This window comes from Mycolicibacterium vulneris (assembly GCF_002104765.1).
Taxonomy (GTDB): domain Bacteria; phylum Actinomycetota; class Actinomycetes; order Mycobacteriales; family Mycobacteriaceae; genus Mycobacterium; species Mycobacterium vulneris.
Map to the genome: position 1 here is coordinate 21,406 of NZ_NCXM01000021.1, position 20,289 is coordinate 41,694.

Sequence of the window (20,289 nt, forward strand, 5' to 3'; positions counted from 1 at the left end):
CGTGCCCTCGCGGGGCCGCCGAGAATGCGTGATCGTGGATACCGGCAAGGCGCTAGGCGAGAGGGGGACCCGATATGGACACCCGATTTCCGGACGCCGGAACGATCCGGACGGCCCTGACTTTGGCATCGCGCGCCCCGTCGGTGCACAACACCCAACCGTGGCGGTGGCGCGTCGACGCGACGAGCCTGCAGCTGTACGCCGATCCCGGTCGTCAATTGCCCAACACCGACCCCGAGGGCCGCGACTTGATCCTGAGTTGCGGCACGGCGCTGCATCACTGCGTTGCGGCGTTCGCGGCGGTGGGATGGCGATCTCGGGTGAGCCGGCTGCCGGACGCCGACGACCCCACCCACCTCGCCACGATCGAGCTCTCCCCTCAGGTCGCCGATTACGTCGACATCGCGCTGGCGGCCGCCATCCCGCGCCGGCGCACCGATCGCCGCCACTACAGCTCCTGGCCGGTGCCCATGGGTGATATCGCCCTGATGGCGGCGCGCGCCGCCCGCACCGGCGTCACGCTATGCCAGGTGGAAGACATCAACAGGTTGCACGAAATCGTCGCCGAATCCGTCCGCGATCACCTGACCCAGCACTATCTCGCCGAGCTCACTGAGTGGAGCGGGCGCTACTTCTCAGTCGCGGGCGTTCCCGCCCGCAATACGCCGATATCCGATCCGGACGCCAAGATCCCGAGTCGCCTCTTCGCCGGCGCGGTCCTGCCGATGGCACCGGATTCGTCCCCGGCCGACGACAACGCCGTTGTGCTCGCGCTCGGCACCCGCCACGACGACCGGCTGGCGCAGTTGCGTGCCGGGGAAGCCACCAGCGTCGCGCTGCTCACCGCGACGTCGACGGGCCTGGCCAGTTGCCCGGTCACCGAACCCCTGGAGATGGCCGCAACCCGCGAAGAGGTCCGCTCCGACATCTTCGGCGACAACAACTACCCGCAGATGCTGCTTCGGGTGGGCTGGGCGCCGATCAACGCCGACCCGCTGCCGGCGACGCCGCGACGCGACCTCGGCGACTTCGTCGAGTGGGCGAACTGATCGCGGGCGCTAAACGTCATCCGGCGGTGACCCGAACTGAAACCGGCGGCCGGTGATGCTCTGGGGAACGATGCGTACATAGTGCGTCTTTTCCGGCCTGGTCCACGGCAACACCTGCGCGCGCTCGGCCTCCTCGAGTTCCTCGGGCGTGCGCAGCGACCGCGCGGTGCCGCGGACGATCACGCTCCAGGCCTCGGCGACGTTGTGGTCGTCGACCTCGAAGAGCACCCGATTGTTGATCGCGGAGCTGACCAGCTTGGTTCCCGCCGCGGTGCGGAACAGCACGGTCCGGCGCTGGACGACGTAGTTGACCGGGAAGATGTCGGGCTGACCGTCGGCGTAGGTGACCAGCCGGCCCAGCGCCAGGCTGCCGAGGAGCTCCCAGCACTCGTGCACCGGCAGGATGGTGACTCCGTCATCGGTCATCGAGATTCCTTCCCGCGAACGCGACCGGCGCCCGCAATAGGACACTGCCGCAAGGCTATTGACGCGCCGCCCGCCAGAGCATCGGCCGAAGGTCCTCAGCCGTGGGGACCAAAGTCGTTGAACCCGTTGCTTCCCGATGGTTCCCGTCGAGAATATGGGATATTGGTCTGGTCTGTCGCAAATCTTTCCAGTTGCGAGACCGGCAGGAAAGGGCCCGCCATGGTCAAGGTGTTCCTGGTCGACGACCACGAAGTGGTCCGCCGCGGTCTTTCCGATCTGCTCGCTTCCGACCCCGATCTGCAGATCGTCGGCGAGGCGGGCACGGTGGCGGAGGCGAAAGCCCGGATACCGGCGTTGCAACCCGACGTGGCCGTGCTCGACGTACGCCTGCCCGATGGCAATGGCATCGAACTGTGCCGCGACCTGGTATCGGATCATCCCGACCTGCGCTGCCTGATGTTGACGCCGTTCACCTCCGACGAGGCGATGCTCGAGGCGATCCTGGCCGGTGCCAGCGGGTTCGTCGTCAAGGACATCAAGGGCATGGCGCTGGCGCACGCGATCAAAGAGGTGGGCGCGGGTAAGTCGCTGCTGGACAACCGGGCGGCCGCGGCGCTGATGGCGAAGCTGCGCGGCACGACCACGCGCGAGGACCCGCTGTCCGGACTGACCGAGCAGGAACGCACGCTGCTCGGACTGCTCAGCGAGGGATTGACCAACCGGCAGATCGCCGCGCGGATGTTCCTCGCGGAGAAGACGGTGAAGAATTACGTGTCGCGGTTGTTGGCCAAACTCGGCATGGAACGCCGCACCCAGGCGGCGGTGTTCGCGTCGAAACTCAATCAGCGGTCGGGCCCACCGTCGACGCCACCGGACTGGTCTGGGTGACCGGCGGCGAAAAGGGCTCGGCGTTCGCCGGACTCGGACAGCGCGGGCTGGTCAGCAAGATGCACGCCCAGCTGAACGAGCTGCTGACCGCGCGCGATCAGATGGAGCAATTGCTGCGGATGATCGTGGAGATCGGTGCGGGCCTCGACCTCGACGCCACGCTGCACCGGATCATCAGCGCGGCAAGGGAATTGACCTCCGCCCCGTACGGTGCGCTGGCGATCCGCGGTCGCGACGGCAACTTGATGTCGTTCGTCCACGAGGGCATGGACGCCGAGACGGTTCGGCGCATCGGGCACCTGCCGGTCGGCAAGGGTCTGTTGAGTTTGTCGCTGCTGGATACGCCCGCGCTGCGGATGGACGACCTGACCACGCACCACGCCGCGGTCGGATTTCCCGAACACCATCCGCCGATGCGCGCCTTCCTCGCTGTTCCGATCACCATCCGCGGCACCGTGTTTGGGAATCTGTACCTCACCCACGTCGATCCGGCGCGGGTGTTCTCCGAGTCCGACGAGGTTGCCGCGCGCGCGTTGGCGTTCGCGGCCGCCGTCGCCATCGACAACGCGCAGGTCTTCGAACGCGAACGGACATCGGTGAAGTGGATCGAAGCCAGCCGCGAGATCACCACCGCGCTGCTGTCGCGACCCGAACCCCACCGGCGTCCCTTGCAACTGATCGCCGAGTGCGCGCGCGTATTGACCGACGCCGAACAGGCCATTGTGCTGGTGCCTGCCGACGCCGATGCACCCGACGACGAGGTCGACACGCTGGTGGTCTCGGCCGCGGTGGGGATACACGCCTCCGATGTGCTCGGTCAGCGAGTCCCGGTGGACGGGTCCACCAGTGGCGCGGTGTTCAAGTCCGGCGAACCGCTGATCACCGAGGAGTTGCGGTACCCGATCCAGTCCTTCACCGACGTCGGGCAGCGGCCGGCGATCCTGATGCCGCTGTGCGCCCGCGACGAGGTCGTCGGCGTGATCGCCATCGCCCGCGGCGCCGAGCAGCCGCCATTCGACGAGAGCTATCTGGACCTGGTCAGCGATTTCGCCACGCACGCCGCGATAGCGCTGGCGCTCACGTCGGCGCGGGAGGACGCGCGGCAGCTGACCATTCTGGCGGAGCGTGAACGCATCGCGCACGACCTGCACGACCACGTCATCCAGCGGCTTTTCGCGGCCGGCATGAATCTGCAGGGCACGCTGGCCAGGGCGCGCTCGCCGGAGGTGGCCGACCGGCTCAATCGCACGCTCGACGACCTGCAGACCATCATCGAGGAAATCCGCACCACGATCTTCGCGCTCAAATCGCCGCTGGCCGCCAGCGGCGATTTCCGGCAGCGCATCCAGCGGGTGGTCGCCGACCTGACCGAAAACCGTGATCTCGTCACGACCGTGCGCCTGGACGGGCCGATGACCGCCGTCGGCGCCGAGCTCGCCGACCATGCCGAAGCGGTCACCACCGAGGCTGTGAGCAATGCCCTGCGTCATTCGGGAGCGTCGCGGCTGACCGTCGAGATCAGCGTCGCGGATATGTTCATTCTCAACGTGATTGACGACGGATGCGGCCTCCCGGCCGGCAACGCGCGGCAGAGCGGCCTGGCGAATATGAAGCGGCGCGCCGAGCAACTCGGCGGCACCTGTGAGATCACCAGCCCGCCCGAGGGTGGCACCCGGGTGCACTGGGTCGCCCCCCTGATCGACCACTGAGGGCGAAAGACTTTGGCCTGCAGGTGGTTTACTCGTGACCGTTCGTGGAGCGGACGCGCTGGTGCGCCGTCAGCATCAGGTGGTCGAAGTCGGACTGCGTGCTCAGCGGCAGGCCGGCGCGGCGAAAGTCTTCGGCGATCTGCTCGGCCAGCGGCCGCAACTTGATATTCGCTTCCTGGGACAGCCACTTGAGCAACTCGAAGGCCGCGCGTTCGCCGATGCCGTAGATCAGCATCAGCATGCCCTTGGCTTGTTCGATGCCCGCGCGATTCTCGCTGATCTCAGCGAGTTTCGCGCTCATCTCGTCCTCGCGCATGCGCTCGTGGGGGCCGGAGACGTCGATGTAGAACCCGTGCGTTCCGATCACGTCGCCGTCGTCGTCGAAGATTCGGTCACCGACCACGACGACGTGGTGCACATTGCCCCGGGTATCGACGATGCGATGGCGCATGCTGAAAGCCTGGCGCGTGTCCACGATTTGCTCGATGGTGGCTGCGACGTGTCCGCGGTCCTCGGGATGCTTGTGTGACAGCACCAATTCGGTGGTCGGGGTGACGCTGCCGGGCTCGTACCCGTGCATGCGTTGCACCTGCTCCGACCATTCCCAGCGCTGGTCGGTGAAGTAGAACCGGAACCAGCCCGCCGGTTGCGCGGCGCCGCCGGCCAACGCCTGTTGCACGTCGGCTGTTTGGCCGTTGAGTTCCCATTTCATGGTGTATCCGGTCTCCGTGACACGGGGGCGAGACGTTCGCACCGGTGGCCTGGGGCCGGCGGCGGGCGGCGGTCGGGGGAGTCGGCACGCGGGCGCGCGCCGGAGGGACCGCCGCCCGGCCCGCCGGTCGGTCAGGCGTTGATGACCTCGCGCTGGGCGGCGCTGTCGCGGACGGCCCGCGGTGCGTCACCGCGGCCCACCGCGATCTTGCGCGGCTTGGCCTTCTCGGCCACCGGAACGTGCAGGCGCAGAACGCCTTCGGCATACGAGGCCTCGATCTTGTCGGTATCGAGGTTCTCGCCGAGCACCAGCTGGCGGCTGAACACGCCGCGCGGCCGCTCGGTGGCCAGCATCTCGCGGTTGGGATCGACGGCCGGTCGTTCGGCACGCACGGTCACCACGTTCCGCTCGATGTCGATGTCCAGCGAGTCGGCGTCGATGCCAGGCAGGTCGAACTCGACGACGAACTTCTCGCCTTCGCGCCAGGCATCCATGGGCATCACTGCCGGTCGGGCGGCGGTGCCGAGGACCTGGTGGGCGAAGCGGTCGAGTTCACGGAATGGATCTGAACGCATCAGCATGGTGGTCACCTCTCACTCCAATCTAGGCTGTGGGTCGGCAATTCCTATGTCTAATGACATAGATTTGATATATCATCATCGACAGAATCACGCAAGTGTGCTAGACAGATTTTTCGAGCCGGTAGTGAAGGAGATGCGTGATGGCCGACCGCCGTGGCGACGTGAGTGCCCCCTCGTCCGACCATGGTGTGTACGGCATCTCGGTGGCCGCCGAATTGTCCGGGATCGCGGTGCAGTCGCTGCGGCTCTACGAGCGCTACGGATTGATCACACCGGCCCGCAGCCGGGGCGGAACTCGCCGGTATAGCGCCGACGACCTGATGCGGCTCAGGCGCATCAGTGAGCTGGTCGAGTCCGGGGTCAACCTGGCCGGCGTCGGGCGCATCCTCGATCTGGAGGACCACAACGCCACGCTGTCGGCGGCGAACACAGACCTGCGGTACACCAATCGCACCTTGCGAGAAGCCGCGAAAACGGCCGAGCCGGTCGACCCGGGCACCCTATAGAGCCCATCGGCGGATTGCACCGGCCGACGCCGGGTACCCGTCCCGCTATGCCTTTGAGAGAAGCGATGGGTGAGTTGACGGAAGCGGGTGCTCAGGTCGCGGGCAGCGCACGCCAGGAAGCGGACGCTTATCGCGGCGACAACGACCGGCCGCTGGGCGGCTACCTGGTGGTGATGGTCGTCTACGGCGTCGTCGTGACGGTCGCGGTGCTGGCCGCGCTGGCCAGCGGCCGCAGACTGCCGGCCCGGTGGCGCGTCCAAGACCTGCTGCTGCTCACCCTGGGCACCCACAAACTGTCGCGCACCTTGACCAAGGACGCGGTGACCAGCCCGCTGCGGGCGCCCTTCACGCACTACAAGGGCACCGGCGGCCCAGCGGAGGTCCAGGAAGAGGTCCGCGAGCAAAGCCAGCTCCGGCACAGCCTGGGGGAGCTGCTGACCTGCCCGTTCTGCCTGGACGTGTGGGTCGCGACGGGGTTTGCCATCGGCCTCGTCTTCGCGCCCCGCTTCACCCGGCTGGTCGCGGGCGTGTTCAGCGCGCTGGCCGGCGCGGACTTCCTGCAGCTCGCCTACGCCATGGCGCAACAGTCGGCCGAGGGTTGAGGCCCGCCGAATTGCGCCGCGTCAGCCCGTCTTCGGCATCGGAATGCCTTCGCTGGCGGTGAATTGCGCGTCGTCCTCGGAGGACAAGCCGATCGAGACGACCGAGCGGGTGAACAGCGCGTCGGTCAGGTAGGCCAGCGACACCGCCCACCGGTTGACGCCCCGCGGGATCGCATACAAGTGATAGGACCGGGTGACCGCTTTGGCGGGTAGCCCGGACAGACGGATGTTGAGCGGGTTGGCCACCGCGTAGCGCGGTCCGAGGTCGACCACCAGGCCGAGGTTGCGGTGCTTGTATTCCTTGCTGCTGCCGCAACCGAGGCTGGCCGCGACGTTTCGGGCCAGCGCCTTGCCCTGCCGGGTCGCGTGCTGGGCGGTCGGCGGTGTGACCTTTCCCGGCTGGGTCAGATCGGGAACGGCGGCCGCGTCACCGGCCGCGAACACCTCGGGGTGATCGGGCACCTGCAAGTCGGCCTGAACGGTGAGCCGGCCCTTTTCGGTCGGCAGTCCAAGGTTCTGAATCAACGGAGCGCCCGTCACTCCCGTCACCCAGGCGATGGTTCGCGTCTCGATGCGCGAATCATCGCTGAGCACAACGTGATCGGCGTGCGCCTCCTTGAGGGTGATACCGAGCCGGACGTCGATGCCGCGCTTGCGTAACACCTTGAGCGCGGCGTCGCCCAGCTTCTTGCCCACCTCGGGCATCACCTGATCGGCCAGATCGAGCAGTAGGAACCGCACCTCCGCGGGGTTGAAGCCCATCTGCTTGGCCGCCGCGTCGGCCAGCGCCCGCAGCTGGACCACCAGCTCGGTGCCCGAATACGACGCGCCGACCACCACCACGGTGCGCCGGGCCGCGGCCACCCGGGGATCGTCCTCGATGCTGGCCAGCTCTAGCTGTTCGACGAAATGGTCTCGCAGGTAGAGGGCCTCGGCGGTGGTCTTCAATCCGCGTGCGTGTCTGGCCAGCCCCGGGACATCGAACAACCGGGTCACCGAGCCCGGCGTCAGCACCAGCCGATCCCACGACATGGAATGGCTGCGCTCTTCGGGATCACAATAGGTCAGCGTGCGTTGGTCGAAGTCCACGGCGTCGACCCGGCCGCGTACCGCGCGGACGCCCTTGAGCGAATTGGCCAGTGGGACAGCGACAAAGCGGGCATCGACGGCGCCTCCGGCAACGTCCGGCAACAGCGGCGTGTACAGCATGTAGTCGACCGGCGAGATCATCGTGATGTCGACGGGTGCGCGCCGTCGGCGCAGAGTTCGGGCCAGCCGACGGGCGCAGGTGAATCCGGTGAAGCCGCTTCCCACGATCACAATGGAGGTCACTGGCTCGAGTGTAGGCGGCGTTCGGGGGTGGATCGAAACCCGCTTACCGCGTTCGTGAGGCCATCTTCACGAAAAGCATTGTTCGATAATGTGTTTGAGGCCACCTGGGTGATACGAGCCCTCGGGGCGTCCCTTCTCGGCGGCCGGGTCCCGCCGCATGCCTGGACGCATTCGTTATCTGGCCTTGTGCTTCGCTGAATGGCTCATAGAATTCTTGTTGGGCGTTGGGAATCGCAAAATTGTCAATGTCACCGTGATGCCCGTGGGAACAGGGGCTCCGCGGCCGGGATGGCTTTCGGAGGTGATGTTTATGCAAGACGGCACTGTCACCATCGCCAGTCAGCTCGTGGAGCTGGTGACGAATCTGGAGCGCGACGAGCGCGACACCGCGGCTGGGCTGCACGAGCTTATCGAAAACGGGGTGCACCACGTCACCGGCACCCAATATGCGGGGATCACGCTGGCCGAGAAGAGCAGGTCGCTCTGCAGTGTCGCCGCCACGCATCGCTACCCGATGATTCTGGACGCGATTCAGAACAGGTTCAGCGAAGGGCCGTGCCTCGCCGCGGCCTGGGAGCACCACATCATGCACATCGCCGACCTGAATGCCGAACAGCGCTGGCTGCGCTACCGCCGGTATGCGCTCGAGCAGACCCCGATTCGCTCGATCCTGTCGTTCGAGTTGTTCGTCGACGGCAGCAGCATGGCCGCGCTCAACTTCTATGCCGACACCCCAAACTCATTCAGCGGGGAGTCCGTGGAGCTGGGCACGGTGTACGCCACCCATATCGCATTGGCCTGGTCGATGATGCGCCGCCAGGACCAATTCCGCAGTGCCCTGGCCTCGCGGGACGTCATCGGCCAGGCCAAGGGTGTAATCATGGAGCGCTTCAGTCTCGATTCCGTCGGGGCTTTCGAACTGCTCAGGCGACTCTCACAACAGTCCAACACCAGGCTGGTGGACATCGCCGCCGCCCTCATCGACAGCGAACATCCGCTCAAACACCGTCGGCGCTGAATCGCTGAAGATGGCTGTCGGCGGGCGGTTTTCGCGGTAGTCAGTTCATCGGAACGGGCGCGGGCCGACCCTCGGCGATGAGTCGCTCGCCGAGGTCGTAATCGTCGTCGGCGTTGTAGGTCAGCACTCCGACGACGGTATCGCCCGAGTCGTACCACACCGTGAAGCCGTCGCCGTGGTCGAGCATCCGGCTGCGTTCGTACCCGTCGCCCCAGGCGTGGTACTTCACCGTCGCATCACCGATGGTGGTCCAAAACCCCGGCACCTTATCCCATTTCATCTGCTGTCCCGTCGCGCAGGCGCCGGCGATCGTGCCCTGGTCGGCCGCGTCCTGCCAATGCTCGGTGGCTACCCGGCGACCGGCGACCTCGTGGTGGGCGAGGGCGACGTCGCCGGCGGCGTAGACACCAGGGACAGAGGTGGCCATGTCGGAACCCACCACGACGCGGGACTCGTGGACCCGCAGACCTGCCTCGGCGGCGATCTTGCTCTGCGGCGACACACCGGTTGCCGCGAGCACCAGGTCGCAGTCGATGGTGACGCCGCTGTCCAGGCGCACACCCGCATCGGTGATTTCCTGCACGCTCACCCCGCCGACGTGGCGGGCGCCGGCCTCGGCTACCAGGTCGCGTAACCGCGCCGCGGCCTCGCCGCCAAGCCGCTTTTCCTGCGGAAGTGGTTCTGGGGCAACCAGAGTCGTCGGAATGCCGCGCTGCGCCAACGACGCGGCCGCCTCGCAGCCGATAAACCCGGAGCCGATCACCACCGCGGAGCCGGCGGTGCCCGCAGCGTCGCGCAGCGCGCGGGCGTCGGCGAGCGAGCGCAACAGCAGCGCACGGCGCCCACCGGGAAATGGTGGTGGTTCCGGTGCTGCGCCGCAGGCCAAGATCAAGGTGTCGAAGACATGGCGCTGGTCGCCGACATGCACGGTGCGCTCGGCGATGTCGATGCGATCGACCGGTGCATCGCAGCGGAATTCGATCGCCCGTTCGTCAAACCACCGTTGGGCGTGTAGAGCGACGTCGTCGGTCTCGCCGCGCAGGTACTCCTTGCTCAACGGCGGTCGGGCGTAGGGCAGGTCGACGTCGGCACTGAAGATACGCACCGGTGTGTCGGCGTCGTGGTCGCGGAACGACTCTGCTGCGGCCACTCCGGCCGGCCCGCTGCCCACGATGATCGCTCCAGGCTGGGTCACCAACGGGTGGTACCCGCACTGCGCGGACTCAACACGCCGTTTCGACGGGTGCGAGACGGGTATGTGCCTCTCACATGAAGGCTGTCACGTGGCACGGTAAGCGCGATGTGCGGGTGGAATCGGTGCCCGATCCGAAGATCGAGCAACCTACCGATGCCATCATCGAAGTCACCTCGACGAACATCTGCGGGTCCGATTTGCACCTATACGAAATTCTCGGGGCGTTCATGAAACCGGGGGACATCCTCGGCCACGAACCCATGGGTATTGTGCGTGAGGTCGGCGCGGAGACCGGCGATCTGCGGGTGGGGGACCGTGTCGTCATTCCCTTCCAAATCTCCTGCGGGAGTTGCTATATGTGTGATGAGCGGCTCTACACCCAATGTGAGACCACCCAGGTACGCGACCAAGGCATGGGTGCGGCGCTGTTCGGCTATTCGGAGCTTTACGGCGAAGTCCCCGGCGGGCAGGCACAGCTGTTGCGAGTCCCTCAGGCTCAATTCACGTACATCAAAGTACCTGTGGGGCCACCGGATTCACGGTTTGTTTATTTGTCGGACGTGCTGCCCACGGCGTGGCAGGCGGTGGCGTATGCCGACATCCCGGACGGTGGCTCGGTCACCGTGCTCGGGTTGGGTCCCATCGGGGACATGGCGGCGCGGATCGCCGCTCACCTGGGCTACCGCGTCATCGCCGTCGACCTGGTGCCCGAGCGGCTGGGCCGCGCGGCAAAACGCGGTATCCACACCATCGATTTGAGCCGACTCGACGGCTCGCTCGGTGACGCGATCCGCGACCTGACCGACGGCCGGGGAACCGACTCCGTCATCGATGCGGTCGGCATGGAGGCGCACGGCTCTCCGGCGGCCAAACTGGCGCAACAGGTCGCCGGGTTGTTGCCCGATGCGCTCGGCAAAAGGGTCATGCAAACCGCAGGCGTGGACCGACTGTCCGCCCTGTACTCCGCCATCGACATCGTGCGGCGCGGCGGAACGATCTCACTGATCGGCGTGTACGGCGGCATGGCCGACCCGCTGCCGATGCTCACGTTGTTCGACAAGCAGGTGACCTTGCGGATGGGGCAGGCTAACGTGAAGCGCTGGGTCGACGACATCATGCCGCTGCTGACCGATGAGGACCCGCTCGGCGTCGACAGCTTCGCCACCCACGTGCTGCCACTGGATGAGGCCCCGCATGGCTACGACATCTTCCAGAAGAAGCAGGATGGTGCGGTGAAGGTCATACTCAAGCCGTGATCGGCTATGCCCCAAAGCTTTTCGGTTAGCCCCGGCAACACGGGGCGCGGCGCACAGTTTGACGGCTGTGTAGGCAGGGTATTGAAAGCGCCATGACCACTGCAGACGCCCTCGCTCCCACGCCCACCGGAGAGGTGTGGCCGGGTAGGGCCTACCCGCTGGGCGCGACCTACGACGGCGCGGGCACCAATTTCGCCGTGTTCAGCGAGGTGGCCGAGCGGGTGGAGTTGTGTCTGTTCGACGCCGAGGGCGTCGAGAGTCGCGTGACGCTGCCGGAGGTCGATGGCTTCATCTGGCACGCGTACATCCCCAACATCGAACCGGGCCAGCGCTACGGCTACCGCGTGCACGGTCCCTACGACCCGGCCGCGGGGCAGCGCTGCAACCCGAACAAGTTGCTGGTGGATCCGTATTCGAAAGCCATCGACGGCTCGTTCGAGTGGAACCAGTCGCTGTTCAGCTACAACTTCGGCGACCCAGACAGCCGCAACGACGACGACTCGGCGGCCAGCATGCCCAAGTCCGTGGTGATCAACCCGTACTTCGACTGGGGCAACGACCGGCCGCCGGACCACCAATACGCCGACTCGGTCATCTACGAGGCGCACGTCAAGGGGCTGACCCAGACCCACCCCGACATCCCCGAGCCGCTGCGCGGCACCTACGCCGCGGTGGCGCACCCGGTGATCATCGAGCATCTCAAGAGGCTCGGCATCACGGCCATCGAACTGATGCCGGTGCACCACTTCGCCAACGATTCGACCCTGGTCGACAAGGGGCTGTCGAATTACTGGGGCTACAACACGATCGGATTCTTCGCCCCCGACTTCAAGTATTCCAGCGCCACCACGCCGGGCGGGCAGGTCCAGGAGTTCAAGGCCATGGTGCGCTCCCTGCACGAGGCAGGCATCGAGGTCATTCTCGACGTGGTCTACAACCACACGGCGGAGGGCAACCACCTGGGCCCGACCCTGTCGATGCGCGGCATCGACAACGCCGCCTACTACCGGCTGGTCGAAGACGACAAGCAGTACTACATGGACTACACCGGCACCGGCAACAGCCTCAACGTCGGGCATCCGCACGCGCTGCAGCTGATCATGGACTCGCTGCGCTACTGGGTGACAGAGATGCACGTCGACGGCTTCCGATTCGATCTGGCCTCCACGCTCGCGCGGGAGTTTTATGACGTGGACCGCCTGGCTACGTTTTTCGAACTCGTGCAACAGGATCCGACGGTCAGTCAGGTCAAGCTCATCGCCGAGCCGTGGGACGTCGGGCCGGGCGGCTACCAGGTGGGCAACTTCCCGCCGCAGTGGACCGAATGGAACGGCAAGTACCGCGACACCGTCCGCGACTTCTGGCGCGGCGAGCCCGCCACCCTCGACGAGTTCGCCTACCGGTTGTCCGGATCGGCCGACCTCTACGAACACACCGCGCGCCGGCCGGTGGCCTCGATCAACTTCGTCACCGCCCACGACGGGTTCACGCTGCGCGACCTGGTGTCCTACAACGAGAAGCACAACGAGGCCAACGGCGAGGACAACAACGACGGCGAGAGCCACAACCGGTCCTGGAACTGCGGAGCGGAGGGGCCCACCGACGACGAGCAGATCAACGACCTGCGCGCCCGCCAGCAGCGCAACTTCCTGACCACCCTGATGTTGTCCCAGGGCGTGCCAATGATCTCCCACGGCGACGAGCTCGGTCGCACCCAGAACGGCAACAACAACGGCTACTGCCAGGACAACGAGCTGACGTGGATCGACTGGGACAGCGCCGACGCCGGGCTGCTGGAATTCACCCGGACTGTGTCGGCCCTGCGGGCCGAGCACCCGGTGTTCCGCAGGCGCCGGTTCTTCTCCGGCAAGCCGTTGGGCCGCCGCGGTCAGGACGGGCTGCCGGACATCGCCTGGTTCACCCCAGAGGGCGCCGAGATGACCGACGAGGACTGGGGCGCCGGATTCGCCAAGTCCGTCGGGGTGTTCCTCAACGGCCACGGCATCCCCGACCGCGACGCGCGCGGCCAGCGGGTGCTGGACGACTCCTTCCTGTTGTGCTTCAACGCCCACTACGAGCCGATCGAATTCACGTTGCCGCCAAAGGAATTCGGCGCTTCCTGGCAGCTCGTCGTGTACACCGGTGCCGAAGAGACGACACCCGCCGACGAAGTGCCCGGCGGGGGCAGGCTCAACGTGGAAGCGCACACCGCGGTGGTGCTGCGCGCCCTTCCCTCGGATTGACCGACTGACGCCGGGCAACCAAAGCCCGGCGGCCGGCTTTCCACGACACCTGTAAGCCGCCCCGGTGGCATTCCCCCGTTTCTGCGGATCGAGCGGATTGCTCGCGCCGAATAGGCGACACCGGTTAGCTTTTTGCGCACAATGTCGATGCCGTCGCGCCGCGGCTCCAACCCGGGACGCGCAGTGAGTCGACTGCCGGGAACGCGGGAAACGAAAGGGACAGCCGATGGACAGGCCCGGCCCCGGCGCGAGCCTGGAATCGGCGATGGACCGCTCGGGGCGGACTGGCGCGGTAGTGGTGCTCGTGGTCACCGCCGTGACCTGGGTGGGCTGGTCGACGGGGGTCGACGGGCTGACGCGGATCGCCCCGGGTTGGCCGCCGATGACGCCGTGGACGGCCCTGTGGCTGGCCGCACTGGCGGCCGCGATTGTGGCGCAATCGGGCCACCCGACGCGCACCCGCGTCTGGGTCGGGCGTGTGCTGGCGGTCCTGGTGGGCGTCATGGCCGTCGTCATCCTGCTCGAATACACGCCCGTCGGGTCGCTCGGCGTCGACCAGATGCTGTTCGGGGAAGCGGTGCGCGGGAAACAGACATCATGGCCGGGGCGCCCCAGCCCGCAGACCGCCGCGCCGGTCCTGTTGCTGGCCGCCGCGGTGGCGCTGATCCGGGTGGACCGTGGGACCCGGGCGGTCTGGCCCGCGTGCCTGGCGAGCAGCGGGGCCATCCCGTTCGTCACGCTCGGCGCCTACCTGTTCGACGCGCTCGCGCTCGTGGGCGTCTCGCCCTCGACCGGCCAGGCGCTCTCGACGGCCTCGGCACTGCTGTTGCTGATCACGGCGGCGTCGCTAGCGCGCCCCGACCGGTTCCCGGTCGCGTGGTTGCTCGCGCGCCCCGACCGCCGATCACTGGTGCGATTGACCGGTATCCTCGCCGGCTTTCCTCTGGTAACCGCGCTCTCGCGGCCGGCGTTTCTCGCGTTCGGTCTGGGCGAGCACGCGGAGTGGACCTTCTCGATACTGTTCAGCACCCTCATCGTCGGGGCGGTCACGTTCTATTTCAGCCAGCGCGAACAGCAACTGCTGATCGCGAAGGAACTGGCCAGCAATGAACGCGCCGAGGCCGAGGCGCGGTACCGCATTCTCGCGGACAACGCGGTGGACGTCATCGTGCACTTGCGCGGCGGTGAGATCGCGTGGGTGTCGCCGTCCGTGCAGGGCGCACTGGGGGGACCGCTCGAGCACTGGACCGGCACGGCCTTCGCCGATCGCATCCACCCGGAGGATCGCGACAAGCTCGTCGCCGCGGTGCGCAGGATCCTTGGCGGAGAACAGGTTCTCCAACGGTTCCGGGTGTGCTCGGTCGACGGCGATTACCACTGGGTCGACGGTCACGGAAAGCCCTACACCGACGCGTTGGGCGACACCGATGGGCTGATCGCGGCGCTACGCGTGGTCGACGATCAGGTCGAGGCGGAACAGCGGCTGGAACGATTGGCGCGGTTCGACACGCTGACCGGGCTGGTGAATCGGGCCGAGGCGCTCAGCCGGCTCGAGTGCGCGCTGCGCGAACCGCAACCCGCCGGGACCCACGTCGGCGTCCTGTTCTGCGACGTCGACCACTTCAAGGCGATCAACGACACGTGGGGGCACGGCATGGGGGATTTCGTGCTCGCGACGCTGGCCGCACGGATCCGGGCGAGCGTGCGCCGCGGCGACACGGTCGGGCGGACGGGTGGCGACGAAATGCTGGTGCTGTTGCCCGGTGTCCGCCGCAGCGCCGAACTCGCCCAGATCGCAGAAAAGATCCGCTCGCGCGTCGCCGAGCCGATTCATTTGTCCGGCAACACGATTCACGCGACCTTGAGCATCGGTGCCACGCTCGCGCTCTCCGCCGAGTCCGTCGACGCCGTCACGGCGCGAGCGGACGAGGCCATGTACCGGGCTAAGGCGTGCGCGCGGAATACCGTCGTTCCGAATTAAGCGGCCGGTGATCACCACGCGACACGTCGCATCCGGTAGGTTTCTCGCGACAGCGTCTTGCGTTACAAGAGAGGGCGAAAATGTCAAGGACAGTGGTGGTCGGCGCCTCGAGTGGGCTGGGGCGTTGCATAGGTGTCGGTCTTGCGCAGCGCGGCGATCAGGTCGCGTTATTGGCCCGGCGCCGGGAGCGCATTGAGGCCGCGGCCAAGGACGCCGGCCCTAACGCGATCGCCGTCGAGTGCGACGTCACCGACCAGGCGTCCTGCCGCTCGGCCATTGACCGTGCCGCCGAGGCCCTCGGCGGCATCGACAACCTCGTCTACACACCCGCCGTCGGGCCGCTGGTCCGCATGGTCGACACCGACGCCGACACGTGGCGGCGCATCTTCGACACCAATGTCATCGGCGCATCGTTGGTCACGGCCGCGGCGGTGCCGCACCTGACCGCGTCGGCCGGCAAGGCGGTGTACTTGTCGTCGGACGCCGGCACCTTCGGGCCGCCGTGGCCGGGTCTGGGCGCGTACGGCGTTAGCAAGGCCGCCCTGGAACGGCTCGTGGAAGCGTGGCGGGCCGAACACTCCGACATCGGTTTCACCAACCTGATCGTCGGGGAGTGCGCGGGCGGCGAAGGCGACGGCCAGACCGGCATGAACGAGGGCTGGGACATGGACCTCGCGATGAAGGCGGTCCCGCTGTGGTCATCGCGCGGCTGCATGCCCGGCAAGCTGATGCCCGTCGAGGACCTCATCGACGTCGTGCACACCATCCTGCGCACCAACGCCTCGACGTCGATGCCGCTGGTGGTGGCCCGCGGCGCGCCGGCCAGCCCCGCCGCGTTCGCCGAGGCCAACCAGTCTTAACGGCGGGCGAGCTTCTCCTTGGCCAGGTCGGTGAGGAAACGCGCCGGCGACGTGGGCCGGAACGCCAGGGCCGCCTCGGTGAGCGCGTCACGCGATGCGGTGGGCAGTTCGATGTCGGCGGCGGCGACGTTGAATTCGAGCTGCTCCACGCTGGACGCGCCGGGAATGGCCACCACGCCCGGGTAGCTGATGAGCCAGGCCAGCGCCACCTGTGCCGGCTTGGCGTCGACGTCCTTCGCGACGTCGCGCAACAGCTGCAGTAGCGGCTCGACGCGGCGCAGGTTTTCGGTGCCGAACAGCGAGTTCACCGCGCGGACGCCGCCCGGCCGGTTGTCGACGCCGTATTTGCCGCCCAGCAGCCCCTGTTCCAGCGGGCTGTACGCGATCACGATGCGGTTCTCCCGCTCGGCGAACGGCACCAGGTTCTTCAGCGCCTTCGGGTAGGCGAGCGAGAAGTGCACCTGGTTGCTGATCACCGGACGGCCCAGCGCGGCGTCGGCCTTCTGCCACCGCTGCAGCGAATAGTTCGAGACGCCGGCCGCGCCGATCTTGCCGTGCTCCAGCAGGTCGCGCATGCCCGGCATGATCACCGAATCGGGAAACACCGGGTTGGGCTGGTGGATCTGGTAGAGCGGGATGCGGTCCAGGCCCAGCCGCTGGGCGCTGGCGCGGGCGCGCTGCTTGACTACGGCGGGGAAGGGGAGGATCGGCATGATCTTGCTGGCCACCACGACGTCGGCGCGCTCGTCGCCGAGGGCCTCGCCCAGGATCCGCTCGCTCTTGCCCAGGCCGTACACCTCGGCGGTGTCGAACAGCGTCACCCCCAGGGCGCGGGCGCGACGCACGATGTCGCCCGCGGCGCCGGCGGCGTAGCTGTCGCCGTAACCCCACTCGCGTGAACCGAACTGCCAGGTGCCCAGGCCGATTCGGCTGACCCGGCCGAGCCCGTCGACGTCGACAAATTTCATGAGCTCAAGCCTAGTGGCGATCGCAAGCGCGGCGGGGCCGGGCGCAGCGGGTCGCCACCATCGATCCAGTGGCGATCGCAAGCGCGGCGGTCGGTCAGCCGGGGATCTTGCCGAGGATGTAGTTGGCGATGCTGACCGCCGCCGCGCGGGGCGGCGCGCTGTCCGTGGTGCCGCTGGCGGACACGTTCAGGTCGATGACGACGTTCGCCTTGGCCGCGATCGCCCGTGCCGAGCGCACCTGGATGCCCTTGGGCGTCAGGTCCAGGGTGGTGATGCCGTTGCCCGCGTCGGCCGGCGCGCTCACCGACATCGGAATCGGCTGCCCGCCGGGAGCGCTCACGGTGACGGTCGAGCCGCCGCACTTGTGCCATCCCGACAGCAGGGTGTTCAGCTGCGCCTGGGCCGCGCCCGGATCGCGAAACGCCGCCACGCCCTGGATGACCTGCATGGACTTCATCATGCTGCGCGAGTCGGTGAATTCGCCGGCGTGATAGCCGGCCAGCGCCCCGGGCGTGTAGGCGTCCGGACTGCCTGCGGCGATGCTTTCCCAGCACTCCGGGCGGTCGATGCTGCCGTCATCCGGGGAGCGGCCGGGGCTGTTCCAGGTCGGGCCGACGTCGAGGTTCGCGTCGGCGGTGATGTTGCGCAACGCGTCGAGCCCCGGCAGAAGGGTGGCGATGGTCTCCGGTGGGACCGTGGGCGGCGGTGGCCCGGCGGCGGAACTGGAGCCGGGGGAGGCCCGGTGTGACGAGGTGGAACCGGCCAGCGTGGCCCACCCCGCCAGGGCGACGACCGCCAACATGATGAAGATGTACGACAGCGTCACGCCCACCAGGGCACGGTCCCGGCCGAGTTCACCGGTGCGGCGGATCTGCGCCAGCCCGAGATGTCCCAGAATCGCTCCCACGGGCGCGAACAGGAACGCGAAAACCAGCGACAGCGTCGCCATGGTGTTGACCGGCGGGCGGTAGGGCGCAGGTGCGGTCGGCGGCGTGAACGGCGGCGGCTGCATGGCGGGCGGCGGCGCGGGCGGTTCCACGTCGGGCGGCGGGACGCGGCCGAGCGGGTCGTAGCTCAGCGGGTTTTGCCAATACGGGTCCTGCGGGTTGGTCACCCCAGTGCCTCCTTATCGGCCGAACCTGCCCGAAATGTAGCCGACGAGGGCCCTCCCCTAAACCGGGGCCGTCACAGCCGCGGCTTGGCGATGCTGACCACATGCTCCTCCAATCCCTGTCCGCCGCGTGCGGAGAACCTCGTCTAGGCGTCGCCGCCGCGGTCGCCTGCGGTGACCTCGGCCAGCCGATGATCGTCGGTGAGCGCGACCAGGGCGTGCATGCGGTAGGACCACACCGGCTCGTGCAATGCGACACCGGCTCGCCAGAGTTCGACGTCGGGCGCGGATTCCAACGACGCTCCGGGGTGCGAACACCCGGTGGTTATCGCGGCCGCCGCGACCGCTCCGACGATCCCGCAGCGCGCAGCAGCGCCCGCGTGCGCTGGCACATTCCGGCGCCCATCGACCGGGTGCTCTTTTCGCTGTTTGTCCAGGACATACCCCCTGCTGGCAAGGCCACACCCCGTTTGACGGCCGGAATCGTCGGGTAGCCGTTTCAGCGAGCGCGAACAGTCCTGCGCGCCGAACCAAAGTAGATGGGAGGGGACACTTTGGCACCGACCGCCATCAAGTCGCCCACCGACGTGGTCGACTTCCTCGTCAGTCAGCACGAGCAGATCAAGACGATGTTCGCCGAAACCCTTGCGGCGTCCGGAAAGGCCCGAGAGAAGGCCTTCGTCGAACTTCGGCGGATGCTCGCCGTGCACGAGACCGCGGAGGAAGAGATCGTTCACCCCCGCGCCAAGCGCAAGATCGCCAACGGCACCGCCGTGGTGGACAAGCGCCTGCACGAAGAGCACGAAGCCAAGACCGTTTTGCAGAAGCTGGAAAAGCTCGACGTCAACAGCGAGGAGTTCACTCGCGAATTGACGAAGCTGCGCGACGCCGTCGTCGAACACGCCGAGCACGAGGAGCGCGACGAATTCGCCAAGCTGAATGAGGAATTGAGCGGCGAAGAGCTCGAACGCATGGGCCGCGCCGCCAAGCTCGCCGAGGCGATTGCCCCCACCCGCCCGCACGCCGGGGTGGAATCCCAGGTGGCCAATCTGGCCGCCGGGCCGTTTGCGGCGATGCTCGACCGGGCCCGCGACGCCATCATCGGCAAGGGCTGACGCAGCCGTCTAAGGCGTGGTCCCCCCGCTCGGTGGGGAGCGGGGTACCCACCCCCTTCGTCTCATCATGGCCGCAACATCGAACGCACCCGGGGCCGCCCGCTACCTTCCAGTGGAGCGCGATCTGGACGCGCTGCGCGATGCGGCCGAAACCTGCCACGGCTGTTCGCTTTTCGAGGATGCCACCCAAACGGTGTTCGGCAACGGGCATCCCGGGGCCCCGATCATGCTGGTGGGCGAGCAGCCCGGTGACCAGGAGGACCGCGCCGGTGAGCCGTTCGTCGGCCCGGCCGGACGACTGCTCGCCCGCGCCCTCGAGGACGCCGGCATCGACCCGGCGATGGTCTATGAGACCAACGCCGTCAAGCATTTCAAGTTCACCCGCAAGGGCGGCAAGCGACGCATCCACCAAAAGCCCGGCCGCACCGAAGTGGTCGCCTGCCGACCTTGGCTGATCGCCGAGATCGAGGTGGTGCAACCGCAGGTCATCGTGTTACTGGGCGCTACCGCCGCACAGTCGTTGCTAGGAGCCGCATTTCGGGTGTCCACCCAGCGCGGCCACCAACTGCGGCTGCCCTCAACCGTCGACGTGCACCTCACGCCCGAGCCGACCCTTGTCGCGACGGTTCACCCCTCGTCGGTGTTGCGCGACCGCAGCGACCGGCATGACGAGGTCTATAAGACGTTCGTCGACGACCTGCGCAGCGCGGGTGCGGCGCTGGGCAGGCGCGGGTGAG

The 20,289-nt window shown here is 67.5% G+C and carries 20 protein-coding genes; 12 read left to right on the forward strand and 8 right to left on the reverse strand.

Translation table 11 applies throughout. The features are described 5' to 3' along the window. Positions 1-74: 74 nt before the first annotated feature. The gene (locus tag B8W69_RS19485) at positions 75-1,049 is read left to right on the forward strand and encodes an Acg family FMN-binding oxidoreductase (RefSeq protein ID WP_085291428.1); all 975 of its coding nucleotides are present in this window, start codon (positions 75-77) and stop codon (positions 1,047-1,049) included. A 9-nt stretch (positions 1,050-1,058) separates the two neighbouring features. Here B8W69_RS19485 and B8W69_RS19490 read toward each other — a convergent pair whose 3' ends face one another. Beyond that, complete coding sequence (locus B8W69_RS19490; RefSeq protein WP_085291429.1) at positions 1,059-1,475, reverse strand: pyridoxamine 5'-phosphate oxidase family protein; 417 nt, start codon at positions 1,473-1,475, stop codon at positions 1,059-1,061. 219 nt (positions 1,476-1,694) lie between these two features. Between B8W69_RS19490 and B8W69_RS19495 the strand changes: the two genes are divergently transcribed. Beyond that, complete coding sequence (locus B8W69_RS19495) at positions 1,695-2,363, forward strand: response regulator (RefSeq protein WP_085291430.1); 669 nt, start codon at positions 1,695-1,697, stop codon at positions 2,361-2,363. Positions 2,364-2,422: 59 nt separating this feature from the next. Next, the gene (locus B8W69_RS19500; protein ID WP_085291505.1) at positions 2,423-4,072 is read left to right on the forward strand and encodes a sensor histidine kinase; all 1,650 of its coding nucleotides are present in this window, start codon (positions 2,423-2,425) and stop codon (positions 4,070-4,072) included. A gap of 28 nt (positions 4,073-4,100) precedes the next feature. Here the strand turns inward: B8W69_RS19500 and B8W69_RS19505 are convergent, their stop codons facing one another. Then, complete coding sequence (locus B8W69_RS19505; protein WP_085291431.1) at positions 4,101-4,784, reverse strand: PAS and ANTAR domain-containing protein; 684 nt, start codon at positions 4,782-4,784, stop codon at positions 4,101-4,103. 131 nt (positions 4,785-4,915) lie between these two features. Further along, complete coding sequence (locus tag B8W69_RS19510) at positions 4,916-5,365, reverse strand: Hsp20/alpha crystallin family protein (protein WP_085291506.1); 450 nt, start codon at positions 5,363-5,365, stop codon at positions 4,916-4,918. A 140-nt stretch (positions 5,366-5,505) separates the two neighbouring features. Here B8W69_RS19510 and B8W69_RS19515 point away from each other — a divergent pair, with 140 nt between their 5' ends. Both B8W69_RS19515 and B8W69_RS19520 read left to right on the forward strand, forming a co-directional pair. Further along, positions 5,506-5,871 carry a MerR family transcriptional regulator gene (locus B8W69_RS19515; RefSeq protein ID WP_085291432.1) on the forward strand — a complete coding sequence of 122 codons (366 nt, stop codon included), beginning with the start codon at positions 5,506-5,508 and terminating at the stop codon, positions 5,869-5,871. Between the two features lie 65 nt (positions 5,872-5,936). After that, positions 5,937-6,473, forward strand: a complete 537-nt coding sequence (locus B8W69_RS19520) for a DUF1360 domain-containing protein (RefSeq protein WP_085291433.1) — start codon at positions 5,937-5,939, stop codon at positions 6,471-6,473. A gap of 21 nt (positions 6,474-6,494) precedes the next feature. Here B8W69_RS19520 and B8W69_RS19525 read toward each other — a convergent pair whose 3' ends face one another. Continuing rightward, positions 6,495-7,805, reverse strand: coding sequence for an NAD(P)/FAD-dependent oxidoreductase (locus B8W69_RS19525; RefSeq protein WP_085291434.1), 1,311 nt, complete (start codon positions 7,803-7,805; stop codon positions 6,495-6,497). Between the two features lie 310 nt (positions 7,806-8,115). Here B8W69_RS19525 and B8W69_RS19530 point away from each other — a divergent pair, with 310 nt between their 5' ends. Beyond that, positions 8,116-8,823: a GAF and ANTAR domain-containing protein gene (locus tag B8W69_RS19530; RefSeq protein ID WP_085291507.1), complete on the forward strand. Its 708-nt coding sequence runs from the start codon at positions 8,116-8,118 to the stop codon at positions 8,821-8,823. 40 nt (positions 8,824-8,863) lie between these two features. On the opposite strand, the gene B8W69_RS19535 is transcribed toward B8W69_RS19530, so the two are convergent. Further along, on the reverse strand, positions 8,864-10,018 hold the full coding sequence (locus B8W69_RS19535) for an NAD(P)/FAD-dependent oxidoreductase (protein ID WP_245843305.1): 1,155 nt from the start codon (positions 10,016-10,018) through the stop codon (positions 8,864-8,866). A gap of 74 nt (positions 10,019-10,092) precedes the next feature. Here B8W69_RS19535 and B8W69_RS19540 point away from each other — a divergent pair, with 74 nt between their 5' ends. The 4 genes from B8W69_RS19540 (at position 10,093) to B8W69_RS19555 (ending at position 16,358) form a co-directional block, all read left to right on the forward strand. Then, positions 10,093-11,274, forward strand: a complete 1,182-nt coding sequence (locus B8W69_RS19540) for a zinc-dependent alcohol dehydrogenase (RefSeq protein WP_085291436.1) — start codon at positions 10,093-10,095, stop codon at positions 11,272-11,274. Positions 11,275-11,366: 92 nt separating this feature from the next. After that, positions 11,367-13,517, forward strand: coding sequence for a glycogen debranching protein GlgX (glgX, locus tag B8W69_RS19545; protein ID WP_085291437.1), 2,151 nt, complete (start codon positions 11,367-11,369; stop codon positions 13,515-13,517). A gap of 226 nt (positions 13,518-13,743) precedes the next feature. Beyond that, a complete protein-coding gene (locus B8W69_RS19550) occupies positions 13,744-15,498 on the forward strand; it encodes a sensor domain-containing diguanylate cyclase (protein WP_085291438.1) in 1,755 nt (584 codons plus the stop codon). 92 nt (positions 15,499-15,590) lie between these two features. Further along, positions 15,591-16,358 (forward strand): SDR family oxidoreductase, encoded by a 768-nt coding sequence (locus tag B8W69_RS19555; RefSeq protein ID WP_085291439.1) that lies wholly within the window; start codon positions 15,591-15,593, stop codon positions 16,356-16,358. Here the strand turns inward: B8W69_RS19555 and B8W69_RS19560 are convergent. The 3 genes from B8W69_RS19560 to B8W69_RS19570 all read right to left on the reverse strand — a co-directional run bounded on the left by B8W69_RS19560 (position 16,355) and on the right by B8W69_RS19570 (position 18,829). Continuing rightward, positions 16,355-17,326 (reverse strand): aldo/keto reductase, encoded by a 972-nt coding sequence (locus tag B8W69_RS19560; protein ID WP_085291440.1) that lies wholly within the window; start codon positions 17,324-17,326, stop codon positions 16,355-16,357. The two genes, B8W69_RS19555 and B8W69_RS19560, sit on opposite strands and share 4 nt — an antisense overlap. Before the next feature lie 94 nt (positions 17,327-17,420). Then, positions 17,421-18,440: a sensor domain-containing protein gene (locus B8W69_RS19565; RefSeq protein ID WP_085291441.1), complete on the reverse strand. Its 1,020-nt coding sequence runs from the start codon at positions 18,438-18,440 to the stop codon at positions 17,421-17,423. A gap of 143 nt (positions 18,441-18,583) precedes the next feature. Then, complete coding sequence (locus B8W69_RS19570) at positions 18,584-18,829, reverse strand: hypothetical protein (protein ID WP_085291442.1); 246 nt, start codon at positions 18,827-18,829, stop codon at positions 18,584-18,586. Between the two features lie 162 nt (positions 18,830-18,991). Between B8W69_RS19570 and B8W69_RS19575 the strand changes: the two genes are divergently transcribed. Both B8W69_RS19575 and B8W69_RS19580 read left to right on the forward strand, forming a co-directional pair. Continuing rightward, entirely contained in the window at positions 18,992-19,552 is a 561-nt protein-coding gene (locus B8W69_RS19575; RefSeq protein ID WP_165762651.1) for a hemerythrin domain-containing protein, read from the forward strand. A 67-nt stretch (positions 19,553-19,619) separates the two neighbouring features. Beyond that, entirely contained in the window at positions 19,620-20,288 is a 669-nt protein-coding gene (locus B8W69_RS19580) for a UdgX family uracil-DNA binding protein (RefSeq protein WP_085291444.1), read from the forward strand. The last annotated feature ends 1 nt before the right edge of the window (position 20,289 follow it).

Excerpts from the sequence above, each read along its gene's own strand:
- B8W69_RS19485 (WP_085291428.1), top strand. The coding sequence starts at position 75 with ATGGACACCCGATTTCCGGACGCCGGAACGATCCGGACGGCCCTGACT.
- B8W69_RS19490 (WP_085291429.1), bottom strand. The coding sequence starts at position 1,475 with ATGACCGATGACGGAGTCACCATCCTGCCGGTGCACGAGTGCTGGGAG.
- B8W69_RS19495 (WP_085291430.1), top strand. The coding sequence starts at position 1,695 with ATGGTCAAGGTGTTCCTGGTCGACGACCACGAAGTGGTCCGCCGCGGT.
- B8W69_RS19500 (WP_085291505.1), top strand. The coding sequence starts at position 2,423 with ATGCACGCCCAGCTGAACGAGCTGCTGACCGCGCGCGATCAGATGGAG.
- B8W69_RS19505 (WP_085291431.1), bottom strand. The coding sequence starts at position 4,784 with ATGAAATGGGAACTCAACGGCCAAACAGCCGACGTGCAACAGGCGTTG.
- B8W69_RS19510 (WP_085291506.1), bottom strand. The coding sequence starts at position 5,365 with ATGCTGATGCGTTCAGATCCATTCCGTGAACTCGACCGCTTCGCCCAC.
- B8W69_RS19515 (WP_085291432.1), top strand. The coding sequence starts at position 5,506 with ATGGCCGACCGCCGTGGCGACGTGAGTGCCCCCTCGTCCGACCATGGT.
- B8W69_RS19520 (WP_085291433.1), top strand. The coding sequence starts at position 5,937 with ATGGGTGAGTTGACGGAAGCGGGTGCTCAGGTCGCGGGCAGCGCACGC.
- B8W69_RS19530 (WP_085291507.1), top strand. The coding sequence starts at position 8,116 with ATGCAAGACGGCACTGTCACCATCGCCAGTCAGCTCGTGGAGCTGGTG.
- B8W69_RS19540 (WP_085291436.1), top strand. The coding sequence starts at position 10,093 with ATGAAGGCTGTCACGTGGCACGGTAAGCGCGATGTGCGGGTGGAATCG.
- glgX (WP_085291437.1), top strand. The coding sequence starts at position 11,367 with ATGACCACTGCAGACGCCCTCGCTCCCACGCCCACCGGAGAGGTGTGG.
- B8W69_RS19550 (WP_085291438.1), top strand. The coding sequence starts at position 13,744 with ATGGACAGGCCCGGCCCCGGCGCGAGCCTGGAATCGGCGATGGACCGC.
- B8W69_RS19560 (WP_085291440.1), bottom strand. The coding sequence starts at position 17,326 with ATGAAATTTGTCGACGTCGACGGGCTCGGCCGGGTCAGCCGAATCGGC.
- B8W69_RS19580 (WP_085291444.1), top strand. The coding sequence starts at position 19,620 with ATGGCCGCAACATCGAACGCACCCGGGGCCGCCCGCTACCTTCCAGTG.